Source organism: Microcoleus sp. FACHB-1515 (genome assembly GCF_014696105.1).
In the GTDB taxonomy this organism is placed as follows: Bacteria; Cyanobacteriota; Cyanobacteriia; order Elainellales; family Elainellaceae; genus JAAUTJ01.
In genome coordinates, this window is sequence record NZ_JACJPO010000064.1 from 1 (window position 1) to 15,127 (window position 15,127).

The 15,127-nt window shown below is 53.1% G+C and carries 14 protein-coding genes and 1 pseudogene; 7 read left to right on the forward strand and 8 right to left on the reverse strand.

The window, feature by feature from the left end; all coding sequences use genetic code 11:
* The 3 genes and pseudogenes from H6F67_RS21725 to H6F67_RS21735 form a co-directional block, all read left to right on the forward strand.
* Positions 1 to 141, forward strand: a pseudogene (locus tag H6F67_RS21725) (photosystem II protein D2); the annotation flags it as partial.
* Between the two features lie 620 nt (positions 142 to 761).
* Positions 762 to 1,772: a YdcF family protein gene (locus tag H6F67_RS21730; protein WP_190768741.1), complete on the forward strand. Its 1,011-nt coding sequence runs from the start codon at positions 762 to 764 to the stop codon at positions 1,770 to 1,772.
* Between the two features lie 173 nt (positions 1,773 to 1,945).
* Positions 1,946 to 2,365, forward strand: coding sequence for a photosystem I reaction center subunit II PsaD (locus H6F67_RS21735; RefSeq protein ID WP_190768742.1), 420 nt, complete (start codon positions 1,946 to 1,948; stop codon positions 2,363 to 2,365).
* A gap of 68 nt (positions 2,366 to 2,433) precedes the next feature.
* Here the strand turns inward: H6F67_RS21735 and hisC are convergent, their stop codons facing one another.
* Entirely contained in the window at positions 2,434 to 3,552 is a 1,119-nt protein-coding gene (hisC, locus tag H6F67_RS21740) for a histidinol-phosphate transaminase (protein WP_242020750.1), read from the reverse strand.
* Between the two features lie 220 nt (positions 3,553 to 3,772).
* On the opposite strand from hisC, the gene H6F67_RS21745 reads away from it, so the two are divergent.
* Positions 3,773 to 4,222 carry a hypothetical protein gene (locus H6F67_RS21745; RefSeq protein ID WP_190768743.1) on the forward strand — a complete coding sequence of 150 codons (450 nt, stop codon included), beginning with the start codon at positions 3,773 to 3,775 and terminating at the stop codon, positions 4,220 to 4,222.
* A 33-nt stretch (positions 4,223 to 4,255) separates the two neighbouring features.
* On the opposite strand, the gene H6F67_RS28210 is transcribed toward H6F67_RS21745, so the two are convergent.
* The 6 genes from H6F67_RS28210 to H6F67_RS21770 form a co-directional block, all read right to left on the reverse strand.
* On the reverse strand, positions 4,256 to 4,390 hold the full coding sequence (locus tag H6F67_RS28210) for a hypothetical protein (protein ID WP_277874621.1): 135 nt from the start codon (positions 4,388 to 4,390) through the stop codon (positions 4,256 to 4,258).
* Positions 4,391 to 4,449: 59 nt separating this feature from the next.
* On the reverse strand, positions 4,450 to 5,859 hold the full coding sequence (locus H6F67_RS21750) for a cation:proton antiporter (RefSeq protein WP_190768744.1): 1,410 nt from the start codon (positions 5,857 to 5,859) through the stop codon (positions 4,450 to 4,452).
* 205 nt (positions 5,860 to 6,064) lie between these two features.
* A complete protein-coding gene (locus tag H6F67_RS21755) occupies positions 6,065 to 6,397 on the reverse strand; it encodes a P-II family nitrogen regulator (RefSeq protein WP_190768745.1) in 333 nt (110 codons plus the stop codon).
* Positions 6,398 to 6,475: 78 nt separating this feature from the next.
* The gene (locus tag H6F67_RS21760; RefSeq protein WP_190768746.1) at positions 6,476 to 7,684 is read right to left on the reverse strand and encodes a sodium-dependent bicarbonate transport family permease; all 1,209 of its coding nucleotides are present in this window, start codon (positions 7,682 to 7,684) and stop codon (positions 6,476 to 6,478) included.
* A gap of 521 nt (positions 7,685 to 8,205) precedes the next feature.
* Complete coding sequence (locus tag H6F67_RS21765) at positions 8,206 to 8,961, reverse strand: PD-(D/E)XK nuclease family protein (RefSeq protein ID WP_190768747.1); 756 nt, start codon at positions 8,959 to 8,961, stop codon at positions 8,206 to 8,208.
* 22 nt (positions 8,962 to 8,983) lie between these two features.
* Positions 8,984 to 9,571 (reverse strand): PAP/fibrillin family protein, encoded by a 588-nt coding sequence (locus tag H6F67_RS21770; RefSeq protein ID WP_190768748.1) that lies wholly within the window; start codon positions 9,569 to 9,571, stop codon positions 8,984 to 8,986.
* Between the two features lie 241 nt (positions 9,572 to 9,812).
* On the opposite strand from H6F67_RS21770, the gene H6F67_RS21775 reads away from it, so the two are divergent.
* Both H6F67_RS21775 and mraY read left to right on the forward strand, forming a co-directional pair.
* Positions 9,813 to 10,055 (forward strand): DUF3134 domain-containing protein, encoded by a 243-nt coding sequence (locus tag H6F67_RS21775; RefSeq protein ID WP_190768749.1) that lies wholly within the window; start codon positions 9,813 to 9,815, stop codon positions 10,053 to 10,055.
* Between the two features lie 62 nt (positions 10,056 to 10,117).
* Positions 10,118 to 11,209, forward strand: coding sequence for a phospho-N-acetylmuramoyl-pentapeptide-transferase (gene mraY, locus H6F67_RS21780; RefSeq protein WP_190768750.1), 1,092 nt, complete (start codon positions 10,118 to 10,120; stop codon positions 11,207 to 11,209).
* Here the strand turns inward: mraY and H6F67_RS21785 are convergent.
* Positions 11,163 to 11,966 (reverse strand): tryptophan-rich sensory protein, encoded by an 804-nt coding sequence (locus H6F67_RS21785; protein ID WP_190768751.1) that lies wholly within the window; start codon positions 11,964 to 11,966, stop codon positions 11,163 to 11,165. The two genes, mraY and H6F67_RS21785, sit on opposite strands and share 47 nt — an antisense overlap.
* Before the next feature lie 321 nt (positions 11,967 to 12,287).
* Here H6F67_RS21785 and H6F67_RS21790 point away from each other — a divergent pair, with 321 nt between their 5' ends.
* A complete protein-coding gene (locus tag H6F67_RS21790) occupies positions 12,288 to 15,047 on the forward strand; it encodes an AAA family ATPase (RefSeq protein WP_190768752.1) in 2,760 nt (919 codons plus the stop codon).
* Positions 15,048 to 15,127: the final 80 nt, after the last annotated feature.

A 15,127-nucleotide genomic window follows, 5' to 3' on the forward strand; every position in this document is an offset into this window, starting at 1 on the left:
GAAGACCCGGAGTTTGAAACGTTCTACACCAAGAACATCTTGCTCAACGAGGGCATCCGGGCGTGGATGGCGCCGCAAGACCAGCCGCACGAAAACTTTGTCTTCCCTGAAGAAGTGCTGCCTCGCGGTAACGCTCTGTAAAACAAATTTTGCTTCTCTTAAAAGCGTCCAGGGTTTCGCGCCTTGGGCGCTTTTTCTTGCACGATCGAGTCAACTTCAATCAGCCATTGCCGAGGAAGGCGAATCGATCGCCTTGGCAATTTTAGCCACCGATCTTCCTGATCTGTTCGATGAATTTTACGACCTCTCTTCGTGAGATTTGCATCAGCAAGCTAGCAGCCGACTAGAACTCGTGCGAATGCAAAGGCAGAATTTTCCAAAGCAAGAAGCGATCGCCGTGATCAGTCAAGCTAGTCAGACAACTTTTACAGAGTGTTTGTCGATCGAACCGCTCACCATTTGCAAGTCTTGCTGCTGATCGGCTTGAGCCACTTCCCCTGTCTCTAGTGCCCTGAGTGAAGCGGTCAGCAATCTGACCTCTAGCAGGAGCGATCGCCCACAATCGGCAAATTTGATTGCTTTGTCTATCCTGAACCGCTTAACTTTCGTGAAATCTTAATTGATTGGGCAAGAATTTTTGTGTTTAAACAGCGGCTTTTGAGTACACTTGAGTACATTTGTGAAACGAAACTTTCCCGGAAAGTATAGGCGCATGTTTGACATCAGGGGTAGACGAATTTTCGAGCGGGCGAGGAGTAAGGATGTTTGAACTGCTAAGTCGGATTTTGCTTTGGCTGCTGATTTTTGGCGCACTCTGGTACATCTTCATCCAGTTCATTCCCAGAGTCTATCTGACTTGGCTGGGCGGACTGCTGGTCTTATCGTTTATTATTTTGGCCTTCTTTGACCCGACCGATCGCACCACAAGCATTGTCTGGAATATTTTGTCGTTGCCTTTACGTCCGTTGGGCTTAACGATTTTTCTCTTGCTGATTGCTTTGCGTGACGGCGTGAAGAAAGCCACAGGCAATTTAGTTCTCGCTGCGCTGCTCGTTCTGCTACTCTCGAGTACGCCGATCGTCGCCTTTTGGCTGACGAATCAAAGCCAGCAAACGGTCTTTCAGTCAATTCAAGCGCAAGGCGATCGACCTGCCGATCCTGCAACCGTGAAAGCCATTGTGGTGATCAGCGACAATACTGAGTCGTCATTTGGCACGCGATCGCAGGTGACTACTGCACAAGCAGGCGTCGATGCAGCCGAAACGTCACGGCTTAATTTTGCCGCCCAGCTTTATCGTGAACAAGCCGATCAGGGCAACAATCCGCTGGTGATTGTCAGCACCGGACCACCCCGTCAGGAAAATGACGACAGCCAAAGCCAAGCGATTCGCAGTACGTTAACCAGTGGCGGCGTGCCCGCCGATCGCATTTTGGTTGATACCAACGGTGCAAACGTCCGCACCAGCGCGGTCGAGGTCGAGCGATTATTGCGCGATCGCGGCTTCCAGGGTGGTGATGATATTGTCGTCGTCGCTTCCGCACTCAATATTCGTCGTGCCGTTTCGACTTTTGCTCAGCTTGGTGTTGATGCTGTGCCCCGGCCAACCGATCTCGTGGGCTTTCCGAACCTGCCAAACAATCGCCTACTTCTGCTGCAAGATCTCATTCCCAGCGTGGATGCCCTAGCCTTGACGACTCGCGTGTTTGAGGAATATTTGTCGTCAATCTACTATTTCCTGCGCGGCTGGCTGGTAGCTCCCGGAGGACTGTAGGGGGTGTCAGGTGTCAGCAAGCAGCCTCGCATTAGCGGCTGCGATCGCAACTTGCCAAGCCGAATGCCGATCCTCGACCCTGCTTCTAAAGTTGTGTAACAGTTCCTCACGAAGCAGAAATCTGTACCAGGCGCGGTGATAGGATGCTGTGAAAATGATCTCCAGATAAATTCATGGCAGAGACTCTTACCGGACAAACTCCTTTCTATTTGGGCAGCACGGGCGGCCTGCTTGCCAAGGCTGAGCGCGAAGAGAAATACGCCATCACCTGGAACAGCCCCAAGCAACAGGTGTTTGAAATGCCGATCGGCGGTTCGGCCACGATGCGCGAAGGCGACAATTTGTTCTACTTCGCTCGCAAAGAGCAGTGCATCGCGCTGGGCGCTCAGTTGCGTACCAAAAAGATCACCAACTACAAGATCTATCGCGTTTTCCCCAGCGGCGAAATTCAATATCTGCATCCCAAGGATGGCGTCTTCCCTGAGAAGGTGAATCCCGGTCGTCCGCAGGTGGGCAGCGTGCCGCGCAACATCGGCAGCAACCCCGAACCCGCCACGATCAAATTCAGCGATCGCAAAACCTTCGATCCGTAAGGCTGGCCTTGTGAATCTTGCAAACCCCGATCGATTCGATCGGGGTTTTTTACTGGAAGCCAAATCACTTACACCAAATGAATCAGCGCTTCGACTAACAGGCGATTCTGTTCTTCTGTGCCGATCGTAATTCGCAATTTATCATCCAGGCCGGGCTGCTTGAAGTAGCGAACCAAAATGCCGCGCTCTTTCAGGGCGAGATAAAGCGCTTCAGCGTTGTTTTGCGGCGGCTGCGCCAAGAGAAAATTTGCCTGTGAATTCCAAACGCGAAAGCTGAGATTTTTCAGATCAATCAGCAGTTGCGATCGCGCCTCCTTCACCTTCTGAGCGCAAGCATTTTTGTAAGCTTGATCGCGCATGGCCGCCGCGCCGACATGACAGGCGATCGCATCGATGTTGTAGCTGTCCTTCACCTTAAACAGTCCCGCTAACAGCTTTGGCTGAGCAATTCCAAAGCCGAGCCGCAATCCGGCGAGCGAGTAGCCTTTTGACAAGGTGCGAATGATGATCACATGCTCGAATTCCTCCACCAGCGGCAACGCCGTCTCGTCGGCAAAATCCACGTAGGCTTCATCGATCGCCAACACGCCCGTCAACCCCGCCGCCAATTGTCGCAGTTCAGCTAGCGGCACGGCATGACCAGAGGGACTGTTCGGCGTGGCGATGCAGGTGAGAGCAGCATTTTCTTGAAGCAAAGCGGCGGTCGGCAAGCGAAAATCCGCGCTGTAGGGAATTTCGATTACCTTTGCAGGCTGCATTTCGCTCAACGTCCGATACAGCACATAGGTCGGCATCGGATAGGCAACTTTGCGATCGCCCTCGACACAAGCCCGCATCAGCACGTTCAAAAGCTCGTCGCTGCCATTGCCGACAATCACCCAGTCACGCGGCACGCCGATCGCTTCGCTGACCGCCTGCCGAAATTCGTTTGCATACGGGTCAGGATAGCGCCGCAGCCATTCGCTATCAAGATTGCGGAGAACGGCGATCGCGCCCGGTGCAGGCGGATAGGGATTTTCATTCGTGTTGAGCTTGATGATTGGCGTTCCGGGCTTTGGCTGCTCTCCCGGCGTGTAGCCAGCCATCGTATCGATATTGGGACGGAAAAAAGAAGTCATGACGGATGAATCAAGCAAGAGTCGATCGTAGTACGGAATTGCAGCGGCGATCGCACTCAGCCAAATCAAGAAACTATAGATCCAAATCGAGAAACTATAGATCCATAAAAGATTCGGCCTATTTAGCCTCAGCAGCGTATTATGCGGAAGAGTTCGGCTTAATCACCCGCTGCGGAATCTTAGGCGGAAACCTTCTGCCCAGTAATCATTAGGCTTCTTGAGTAATCTGCCAAGGCAGTATATCCTAATGCCTATTTAAGTTGTGGCAACGCCCTTGTGGAGGAGTGAGATGCGAGGTCAGATCTGGTACATTGCTCTTCTAATTGGACTGATGTGCATTGTTCGGTTTAGTCTCAGTGCTGTTGGCTATGTTGCCCCATATTCGTTGATGCAGCAGCTTAGCATTCCTGTAAGTTCAAATGTTCAAATGCCCTACATTGTTCGTGTTTGGGCGATTAGAGACACTGTGCTTGCTGTGCTTGTTGCTTCTGCAAACAGAAGTACTGTGAAAACACTTTTGTTTGCCTGTATCGCCATTGATGTGACTGATATCATATCTGCACATCTGAGTGGTGTAGCAGGGCTATTTAATGAAGTCGAAACCTGGTCGCTCAAGCTTACTGCCATTGCCGCGCTTGTCCCCGAATCCATAGCATCAGTTTTGCTCACTGTTCGTAAACCCCAAGAACGAATTGATCTTGAGAAGAATCAAGGCAAAAGCTCAGAAACCATTGTGTAGCAAAGCCTAACAACCCCGCTGCACTGGAACGTATCAATATTTCTGGTTGAGTTGCAGTAATCTGCGTCCGGTGAGCGCGACCGTTGAGCGGCCTGAGCTATTGGTGAGGACGTAACCGACAGATACACTGTCGGTATCTAGGTCAAATAAGTACGAGGTCATTGGCATTGACCGAACCTCGTACCGCAATCATCCATTGAGTAAGCAGATTTAACGTTGCAGAATCGTTACTCACTCGCTGCTTCTACAGGAGCGGTAGGTTCTGGAATGGGATTCGTGGATGAACCAAAGGCGACCCGCAGAAAAGGCGGAGCCAGAAAAGTTGTCAGAATCACCATGATGATGATCGACACTTCCAGCGGCTTATCCAGAATGCCGCTTGCTGAGCCGATGCCAGCAAACACTAGACCCACCTCACCACGCGGGATCATCCCCACCCCGATCGCGAGGCGATTGATTCCGGGTAGTCCAAACGCTGCCCAGCCCGTCACTAGTTTGCCAGCGATCGCCACCCCTACTAAAAAGACAGCGATCAATAGTCCCGCCCGATTCTCCGGTACGGTCGGGTTCAAAACACCTAAGTCAGCCCGTGCTCCTACCGTCACAAAAAAGATGGGTACTAGTAGATCGGCGATCGGTTTGATGAGTTCATCTAGCTCGTTCCGAGCATCGGTTTCATCGAGTACCAAACCCGCTGCAAAAGCACCCAAAATTGCTTCGAGATGAATCGCGTTGCCCAAAAATGCCATGAAGAAAGCAAAGATGAAGGCGGGCATGACGACGTTGCCGCGAGTTTTGAGTTGATCGACGATCGCCACAAAACTTTTGTTAAAGATACCGCCCAGCAAAATCGCTCCCAGCAAAAATGCCGTCGCGCTGACAATTAAGTAGATGACATTGGCAACATCGATTTCCCCGGTTTTGGCTAAACTGGCGACGACAGCCAGGACAATAATGCCCAAGACATCATCAATCACCGCCGCGCCAACAATGATTTGCCCTTCTTTGGATTTGAGTTGCCCTAACTCTGACAGCACTTTCGAGGTAATGCCGATACTGGTTGCCGTTAGCGCCGCTCCTGCAAAAATTGCTGGAATGGCAGCGACATGAAAGAGCATCATTAACCCTGCCGTGCCCGCCGCAAACGGGGCGGCAACTCCGACACAGGCAACAACTGTAGCTTGAATTCCCACTTCCTTCAGTTGCCGCAGATCAGATTCCAGTCCAATCTCAAACAGCAGAATAATTACGCCGATTTCAGCTAGAACCGAAATTACTTCACTTTGCGACTCAAAGATTCGGGTCAGCGCATCCGGTGCCAGTTGGTTCAATCCTTGCAGTGCCCCCATAATCACCGAGTCAGAGGCAGACAGCCCCCCTTCGGGAAAGATCACCAGGTGCAGCGCCGAAACGCCGACAATCACACCCGCGACCAGTTCCCCCAGGACAGGCGGAAATTCCAATCGCCTCGCGACTTCTGCGCCGAACTTGCTCGCCAGATAAATCACCACCAGCGTCAGCAAGACGCCAGACAGAATAATCGGTGAATCCTCAGCAACAACGGTTGCCAGAAATGGAATCGGAGCGCTGACGGCTATCCCCTCACTGAAATGAGGCAAAATGTTGGACAAAATCATGATAAATCGATGAAGATTGAGGGTTTGGGGGAGACGGAATGCGGAGTTGTGAAGGAATCGATCGACGGTGATGTTTTAGATGCGGTTGCCTCGATATAGTCAGCTTCTCCGCTTGGGCATCATCTCGATCGACTCACGGTTTGAGTAATGGCCATCAAAAAGCCGGGGTTACGACTCCGGCTTTTTGGATCTGCGTCGTCTCGATTCAACAGCCCTCTGGTCCACAAAAACTGTGTCCATACAGCACCTCTGCGGAGCAGATATAGGCAATGCCCGCATAATCATTGAAGTACTTGATTGCGACTTTATCCGCAATATCCTCGGCCATCTGCCGATTTTCGGTCAGTATCTCGAACTTCACATTCGAGAAGGCGTCGGAAGTGCTGGGTTGCCCGGAAGAGCGCACGTTGCGACTACCTTTACCGCCAGTTTCCATCACCGTATATCCTTTTGCCCCGGCTTCATCGACGATCTTGGCAATCTTTTTCAGCAGAATCTTTTCCGTGATGATGACGAGTTTGTTGGCTGGCTTAGCCATGTTGATTACCTCCTTACCTCTGTACATTTAGTCTACTGGGTCTGCTGGTGTTGCCTTGCCCAGCAGACCCATCTGGCATTAGAGTCCGCCGATCGCCTGGGCTAGCCCGACGAAGAACGGGATGCACAAGCCGATCGCAATGGGTGTACCGATCGCTGTGGACGCGCCGATGTACGCGGAGGGATTGGCCGAGGGAATCCCGGCTCGCAGCGTGGGCGGACCTGAGATGTCTGAACTGGAGGCGGCGATGACGGCCAAGATCACGACGCCGCCCATGCTGAATCCTGTCGCGTAGTGGGCAATCATGCCGAGACCGAAGGCGATCAGACCATGCACAAACGGTGCCACCACGCTATACACGACGTACCACTGAGCCACCTTACGCAATTCACCAATTCTTGACCAAGCTTCCATGCCCATGACCAGCATCAAGATCGAAAGCAGACCCCGAAAGAGGGGATCGTAGAAGTTTTCGTAGACACTTTCGGGTCGGGCGAACAGACCAATGGCAACACCAAGCAACATGGCTGACAGGGCAGGTCCCTGGAGGCTTTCCTGCACGATCGGCCAGATCTTGACCCGATTATCCACAGGCTCCTTCTTCTTGCTGCGATACTCTTGTCGCGTGCTGGGATAATCACCTGCGGAACCGGGATGATCACCTGTGGTGCTGAAAGAGGTGCCTGCGGGGAGAGGTGCGCCTGCGGTGCTGAGAGACGCAGTTGCGGGACTGGTATATTCTTCTGCGGGACTGGGATACTCCTGCTTGCTGATATACTCGCCTGCTGCCTTACGCTTCTGCTTGTTGTTGAGATAAATGTTGGCTACCACAATCGCAGTCACGAGTGCTGGGATATCCATAAAGGGATAGAGTGCGCCAGCCCATGCCTCGTATCCGATGTTTTGCTCATCCAGTAGCGTCAGGGCGGCGGCCATCGTAGAGCCACTCACGGCACCAAACAATCCCCCGGTCGCGATCGCATCTACAGTCTTGACCTTCGGCAGTTTCGCCAACGTGAAGCGGGCGATGAAGACAACCAGAATTCCGACTGTGATCGAAAAAGCTGCGGGTAAAATCATTTCCGCTAGGTTGGAATTGCGAATCTCAATCCCACCACTCAGACCAATTCTGGCGAGCAGCATGAAGACAATGATCTGACAAATTGCCTCTGGGATTACCAATTGGCTACCGAAAGCGGCAATGACCATACCAGCAATCAAAAAGCTGAGTGTTGGCGACTGCAACTGTTTGATGAAGTCCATTACAAAAAAGGACAAAAAATCCACGAATACCTCCTTGTGCCTCCTCGGATGAGGAGTATTGCAATACAATGAACGGCAGATCAAACTAACTAGAAGCGACCCATTTCATAGAAAGAATCGCTATAGATAAAATCGGCTGGGGAATGGAATCTGGCGTCTGCGATCGCGCTCAAAGAAGTCTCAACAACAAATTGCCGAGAATGATTGCTGAGCGACTTCAAGCCCCGAAAAACTAGATCGTGATAGTTAAATTATTTGGATGTTTTTAACTGTACGTTACTCCGGGTACTAATACTTATTAAGTAATCAAAAAAGATTTTCTTGTTTGCATAGAAAGATTTCTATGATTTTTAGATCACTGGACGTGAAGCCAGCGATCGCGAGCAGCAGCCCAACAGGTCGTTGCAGCGGCAACATTAAGGTTAAGGTTACTGTCAGGAATCAGTAAGTCGCTAGCCGCCGCACGATCTCGACGTTAGCTTGAAGGTCAAAGCGTAAGAACGGTGAAAGATTTATGTGGTCGATCGCCCTTCCACTCAAATCGCTCACAACCCAACTTCCTGCACTTCATTCCAGCTTTGCACCGAAGCGTCTTCACGCTGACAGCGGCGAACGAAGCTACAGCCGTGACAGGCAGAATGGGCAGTAGTTTGGGGAAACGGATGGCCTTGGGCGTAGGTTTGCAGCCAGGTTGCCAATCGATCGAGCAGCCCAGCTAATGCTTGCAAATCGCGATCGCGCTGAGCAACGCTATAGCGAAAGGTCAAGCTTTGCGGTTCGCTCGTTTCTTCGGGCTGCACAAACCAATAGGTCATCGCGACTTGTTCGGGTGCGTAGTGCGTCGTCATTGTGAGAACGAGCGGATAGAGGCGCGTTTGCCAATTTTCGGCAAGCTGGTTCGATCGCACCGGACGCCCGTAGGTTTTCCAGTCGAAAATTTGCGCTTCGTCGCCCATCAGCAGCAGATCATAGATAACCGTGAATAAATACCCTTGAAATTCCCAGGTGCGGCGATATTCGCTGTGAGAATAGACATCGGTGGTGAAGACGGCGGGGGCGGCACTGACGAGCGATCGCACACAGGATTGCAATTGCGCGACTTCCGGATCGATCGCGTCCAGCGTCGTGACGGGCAGACCGATCGCGTACTGCTGCACCATGCGGTGAAACTTTGTGCCCCAACCGAGTCGCGCCTGCTGCTCAGCCGTCAGCGGTGATCCCAACTGCTCTAGGAAGCTGTGCTGGAAGCGGCGGGGACAGGCTTCAATCAGATTGAGCTGGGTTTGCGACAGTCGCATCATCAGCGGTTTCCTCACGCTTGGATTAAGACGCTTTGGTTAAGACAAAGACGCTGCCTTCGTTGCCGCGCCCGATTCGCAAATCGTCATCGAGATACGTCACATCCAGCCAGCCTTGCTGGTCGCGATCGCCAATATTAAAGTCGATCGCTGCAAACTTTTGGCCGGATTCGATCTGCTGAACAAAATCATCGGGGGACTGATAGCCCACGAGTCGTTGCAGACCGATGATCGATCGCTCAAATTTGACTTGGACGCGGCGATCGTTCACCGGGGTAAATCGAGCGGCAACGCTGACCAAGCCTTCAAGATAAGGCAGTCCGACGACTTCGGCAATGTTGTAAATGCGGGCTTCGGGGGCACGAATGAACTGGTAGATTTGGCCGAGTTTCAATAAGGGAACCTGCTCGATTCGCAGCAGATCGCGGCTGGTCGTGTAGAGCAATCGCCAGTTGCCGTCGAGTTTATCGATCGCGCTCAAGGGTTGCGGCGTGGGATTGCGGTCTTCAAGATCGGCGATTTTGGCGAGAATGGCTTGCTGATCGGCTGCGGTGGCAAGGAGACCGCGATTTTTCCCGGCGATCGCTTCCAAAAGCGTTGATTTTCCCAGCATAATTGCTTATCTCCGAATACACTGGTAGGTAGACATTGAGTCTGGAAATTCAACTTGCTACAAATTCTTTACGCAAGGGGTTGACAAGCGCCTTGACGTGCTGTGAAATTTGGGCTAGTCTCATCCGGATTCGCGAGTTGTTGTGGTGATGCTATAGGACAAGGTGGCGATCGCTGCTTTGCCTTATTCTAAAGCCGCAAGTGGTTCGGAAATACTACTTTTTGAGTTAAGCGCAGTTGCAATGGTTCACAATCCTGCTTTAAGAGAAACGCCTCGCAATCAGCCCGCCGCTGTCATTCCGCTTCAGCGCGATGCATCGATGCTCGATTGGCTGGAAAGCACAGGTCGCCTGCTCGATCGCGAAGTGCAAGAGGTTCCTGGCCTCGACGAAAACGAAGAGGAAATCAGCGAATTCTTGGGCGGCGACGATGGCGGCTTTGATGTTGATGATGACGATGATGATGACCTCGATCTAGACGACTAGAGGGATGAAGCCGATCGCGGCTTTTGGTACGGTGTGGTGTGTGTGGAGTGAGATAACCAATTGTGGACGCAAAGTTTTACACAGATCGATCGCTGGGACTGTCCGGCACAAATCTACTGCTCGCGCTCGGGGTGGGTCTGGGCAGTGCCGCTTTTCTGATTGACTGGCTGGCGGGACGGGCACTCAATAATTTTTCGCTTGCCCTGCCGCTGCTGATTTCGGCAGTCGCAACGGGCGCGATCGGCTTCTGGGTCGTTCCCCTACTGCGGCAGCTAAAAATGGGTCAGGTGATTCGCGAAGACGGCCCGCAGGCGCATCTGCAAAAAGCCGGAACGCCGACGATGGGCGGGATTTTCTTTGTGCCGACAGTGGTTGCGATCGCCCTTGTTCTAACGGGATTTGCACCGAGCGCGATCGCCGTTTCTGCCCTGACGATCGCTTATGCCGCGATCGGCTGGCTGGACGACTGGCAGATTTTGCGCCGCAAATCGAATAAAGGCATTTCTCCCCGCACGAAACTGGCTCTCCAAATCGGTTTCGGCGCGTTATTTTGCGCGTGGCTGATGACGCAGCCGACGACGCTGACCACGATCGCCCTTCCCTTGGGTCTTGCCTTACCGCTGGGCTGGCTGTTTGCACCGCTGGCAGGCTTCGTTCTGGTTGCCGAAAGCAATGCAACGAATCTGACGGATGGTTTGGATGGACTTGCAGGCGGCACGGGTGCGATCGCCTTTTTGGGATTGGGTGCGATCGTCGCGCCTGCTCACCCGGAACTGATGGTCTTCTGTGCTTGCATGAGCGGCGGCTGTCTCGGATTTCTGCTGCACAATCGCAATCCGGCTTCCGTCTTCATGGGCGACACGGGTTCGCTGGCGATGGGTGGCGCACTGGCCGCTGTTGCCCTGCTGAGCAATACGCTGTTTGGTCTGCTGATTTTGAGTGGTTTGTTTCTGGTGGAAACGCTGTCTGTGATCGCGCAAGTGGGCTACTACAAGGCCACGAAGGACAGCAACGGCATCGGCAAGCGCCTGTTCAAAATGGCTCCGCTGCATCATCATTTGGAACTGACAGGCTGGACGGAAACGCAAGTCGTCGCCCGCTTCTATCTCATCGCCGCGATCCTAGCTGCGGTCTGCCTGTTCTTGTATTCCTAAGCGCCAACCCCGCAAGTCCGATCGCCAAAATCCCCGCCACGATCGCTACAGGCCGCTGATCGAAATGGCGAACCGCGATCGCCACATACGCCCACACAAACACGATCGCAAACGCCGTATCCTGCTGCTGTAGGACGGCGTTTGCTGCAAGAATGGCTCCGATGATCAGCATGACGATCGCCCAAACGGTCGGACTGAAACCGCCGCCGTTCCAGCCGCTACTGTCAAGCGCAGAGGCGACATTGACGATCGTCGCGACGCAAATCCACGCCAGATAAACGCTAATCGGAATATCCACCAGCCAGCGCTCCAGCCGCGAAACGCGCTGCATTCGGGCGAACCAGTTGCGATTGTCGATCGTCCGCAACCGCACATACACGACGATCAGCGGCAGCAAAATTCCGACGATCGCAATCACCGAAGCCCAAAACTGTTCTGCCTGAAACAGTAGCACCCAGGCAATTTGAGCAACGCAGGCGATCGCCAGCCAATATTCCATCCGCCGCAAACGGCCATTGTGCGACATCAAGACTTGATAAACGCCCAGGCCAATTAGCCCCAGATAAATCACGCCCCAGATTGCAAAGGCGTAGTTGGCGGGCAAAACGAGCAAATTTTGAAATCGCGTGTTGGCAATCTCGCCAATGTTCAACCCGTTCGGCGGATAGAGATTTGAGAGGGTGTTGACGGCCAACGTTCCCAAAATGGCGATCAAGGTGACAAGCGATCGAACCGAGTCGGCGCGAGAAGATTTCATGGCGCGAGCGATCGAGGGGTAATGAAGACTTCGCTACTCAGTTTCTTGCAGTTGCCGCATTCTCGCAACCAAAGCAGGGCTGATCCCCGCAAAAGTAGCAACACCCACACCAGGAAAATTATTTCTTGGCAACTGCGCTTAATTGCAAAAAGCATTGACCTCGCAAGATTTGGGAGATTTTCACAAAGATGCGGAATAATGTGGAGCGGGCGCAAATCCGATCGATTCAACTTCGGTGATCCGCTGCGCTTTCGAGGTGCATTTGTTCTACATTAGAACGGATTGGCGATACGCTACGCTGCCTTCGGGCGCAGGTGAGTTATGCAGATTCTTTCGGTTGCGCTCAAAAACTTTAAGTCGCACAGCGATCGCGAATTTCAGTTTCAGGCCGGGACGAACGCGATTTGCGGCGAAAACGGAGCCGGAAAAAGCAGCATTTTGGAAGCGATCGCCTGGACGCTGTTCAACCACACAGGCGCTTACAACAAAGAAGATTTGATTCGCAATGGCGCGAGTAGCGCACAGGTGACAGTTCGGTTTGTCAGCAATCGCGATGGCCGCACCTACGAAGTGCAGCGCTGCACGACGAAAGGCTACACGCTCTACGACCCGCAGCTTAACGTCAAACTTGACTACAAGCTGATTAACGAGGAAGTGATGCCTTGGCTGCGGCAGCAGTTCAACGTCGCACCGGGAACGGATTTGGCACGACTGTTCGCCAATACGATCGGCGTCCCGCAAGGCACGTTCACAGCGGCATTTCTGGAAACGACCGAAAATCGCCGCAAAGTCTTCGATTCCATCCTCAAAGTCGAAGAATACAAATCGCTGCATCGCGATCTAAAGCCGCTGGAAGATTTGGCAAAGGCAGAAGTTGAACAGCTCGATCGCAAAATTACCGAGTGCGAAGAAGCGTTGCAGGAATGGGATGCGCTGAAGGAGCGGCGATCGATCGTCCACAGCGAAATCACCCAAAACCAAGCAAACCTCGCCCAACTGCAAACCAAACTCACACAGCTTCAAGCGGAAAAAGACCGACTCGCCACGCAAGCGCAAGTTGTCCAGCAGCTTCAGGCAAACGTGCAAAAGGCGATCGCGCAAGCAGAAGGCAAACGGCAGGCGAATCAAGTTCTCAGGCAGTCGGTCGATCGCGCTCAGCAAGCCGTCGCCATCTGCACGGCCAAACGCAGCAGCTATCAGGCTTTCCAGCAGGCCGAAACCGCCTTGAAATCGCTCGATGAGCAGATCAAACAGCGGCAGCAGTTGCAAAAATCGCGGGACGTTCAGCAACAAGCGTTGCGCGATCGCCAAGCGGAACTCACCAAGCTTTCCCTGCAACTCGATCGACTGATTGAAGCCGAAGCGGAAATTGAGACGCTGAAGCCGCAGATCGATCGCCAGCAAGATTTGGAGCAAAAGCAGCAGGGCGCGATCGCAGAACTCCAGCAGCTTCAAACCTTTCAGCGCGAACAGCAAACCGCCGCCAAACAGTTCAGCAAAATTCAGAAAGACCTCGATCGACTGACGAAAGAAATCAGCCGCATCGAGCAGCTTGAAGCGCAAGTGGAGCAGTTGCCGCATTTGGAGCAGCAGCGCGATCGCCTGCAAGCCCAAATTACTCGCGTGGAAGCTGCCCGCCAGTTTGAAAGCGAATTAAGCCAGCTTTTTACGTCTGCGAAGGATCAGCGCGATCGCCAAGCGGATGCCGCCAGCCAAGCCGCAACGATTCTGTGGCAGCTACGGCAGCAATTTCCGCAGGCCAGCAGTGCGTTCGACACGGTGATGACGACGCTGCAATCTGAGGTGAATCTGAACAATACGCTGCTGCAATCGCTGCAAGGCATCTTGGCCGATTTGAATCAGCAAACGGCGATCGATCAGCTTCAAGCCCAACTCCAGACCGTTAAGCGCCAAATTGAAACCGCCCAGAAGCAGCAGGCCGAAGTCGCTACGCTGACGGCTCGCCAAGAGCAAGAAAACGATTTGCGCGATCAGGCGATCGCCCTCGACAAACGCCTGCAAGAACTCAAAGCCGCGCTGACGAAGGAATCTTACTGGCAAGAGCAGCGATCGCTCCTCACGACTGCGCTCAATCAGCTTAATGATCCGAGAGGTCGCAGTCAGCTTTTGGGACAGCAGCTAGAGCAGCGATTCCAGCTTCAGCAGAATTTCAACTTTGTTCAGCAAACCTTGGAGCCGATGCAGCAGGCGATCGATTCGATCGCGCTTCAGCTTGCCGCCTTTGCCAGTTTGGATGAGCAGATCGAAGCGCAACAGGCGATTCGGCAGCAGCACCAAAGCGACTACCTGATTTATCTGGAGCATCAAAAGGATGCAAACAGTTTAGGCGAACTAGAAGCGCAGATGCAGGGCGCGATCGCGCAACTGCAAACCCTTGAAATTCAGCAGCGCGAACTAGAGCAGCAGTACGCCGCACAAAGTCAACAGTACAATCCCCAGCAGTATGAGCAGGTTGAAACGGAATGGGGAGAAGTGCGATCGGCCTGCGATCGACTGGTTGGCAGTTTGCCGCAGCAGCAAGCACTATTAGCCGAACTCGACGCACGGCTGAGCCGTTTGCAGTCAGTGGCCGAACAGCGGGATTCCGCCCGCAGCGACCTCAAGCAGCGCGAACAAGTCCGCAAATTCATCGCTTTTGCCCGCAAAGCCTACAAAGATGCTGGCCCCCGCATCACCGAGCGCTATGTGCAGTCCATCTCTCGCGAAGCTGACAGGCTGTTCCGCGAACTGATGAACCGTCCCAACATCGCCCTCGAATGGACACGCGACTACGAAATCATCCTGCAAGAAGGCGCACACACGCGCCGCTTTGTGAATCTATCAGGTGGTGAACAGATGTGTGCGGCCTTGGCCGTCCGGCTTGCGCTGCTGCGTGTTCTCGCGGATTTGGATGTTGCTTTCTTTGATGAACCGACGACGAACATGGATCGCCCACGTCGCGACAGCTTGGCCGAAGCAATCGCCAATATCAGAACCTTCCGCCAAATTTTTGTGATCAGCCATGACGATACCTTTGAGAAAGTGACGGAAAACGTGATTTTGGTGACTCGCGAAGTGTAGAAGACGACACCGTTCGGACAAGCCGCGATCGCGTATCGACCACAGCAGGATGACAAATGCCCTATCTTCAGAGCGGCGCG

Excerpts from the sequence above, each read along its gene's own strand:
- H6F67_RS21730 (WP_190768741.1), top strand. The coding sequence starts at position 762 with ATGTTTGAACTGCTAAGTCGGATTTTGCTTTGGCTGCTGATTTTTGGC.
- H6F67_RS21735 (WP_190768742.1), top strand. The coding sequence starts at position 1,946 with ATGGCAGAGACTCTTACCGGACAAACTCCTTTCTATTTGGGCAGCACG.
- H6F67_RS21745 (WP_190768743.1), top strand. The coding sequence starts at position 3,773 with ATGCGAGGTCAGATCTGGTACATTGCTCTTCTAATTGGACTGATGTGC.
- H6F67_RS28210 (WP_277874621.1), bottom strand. The coding sequence starts at position 4,390 with ATGCCAATGACCTCGTACTTATTTGACCTAGATACCGACAGTGTATCT.
- H6F67_RS21750 (WP_190768744.1), bottom strand. The coding sequence starts at position 5,859 with ATGATTTTGTCCAACATTTTGCCTCATTTCAGTGAGGGGATAGCCGTC.
- H6F67_RS21755 (WP_190768745.1), bottom strand. The coding sequence starts at position 6,397 with ATGGCTAAGCCAGCCAACAAACTCGTCATCATCACGGAAAAGATTCTG.
- H6F67_RS21765 (WP_190768747.1), bottom strand. The coding sequence starts at position 8,961 with ATGATGCGACTGTCGCAAACCCAGCTCAATCTGATTGAAGCCTGTCCC.
- H6F67_RS21770 (WP_190768748.1), bottom strand. The coding sequence starts at position 9,571 with ATGCTGGGAAAATCAACGCTTTTGGAAGCGATCGCCGGGAAAAATCGC.
- H6F67_RS21775 (WP_190768749.1), top strand. The coding sequence starts at position 9,813 with ATGGTTCACAATCCTGCTTTAAGAGAAACGCCTCGCAATCAGCCCGCC.
- H6F67_RS21785 (WP_190768751.1), bottom strand. The coding sequence starts at position 11,966 with ATGAAATCTTCTCGCGCCGACTCGGTTCGATCGCTTGTCACCTTGATC.
- H6F67_RS21790 (WP_190768752.1), top strand. The coding sequence starts at position 12,288 with ATGCAGATTCTTTCGGTTGCGCTCAAAAACTTTAAGTCGCACAGCGAT.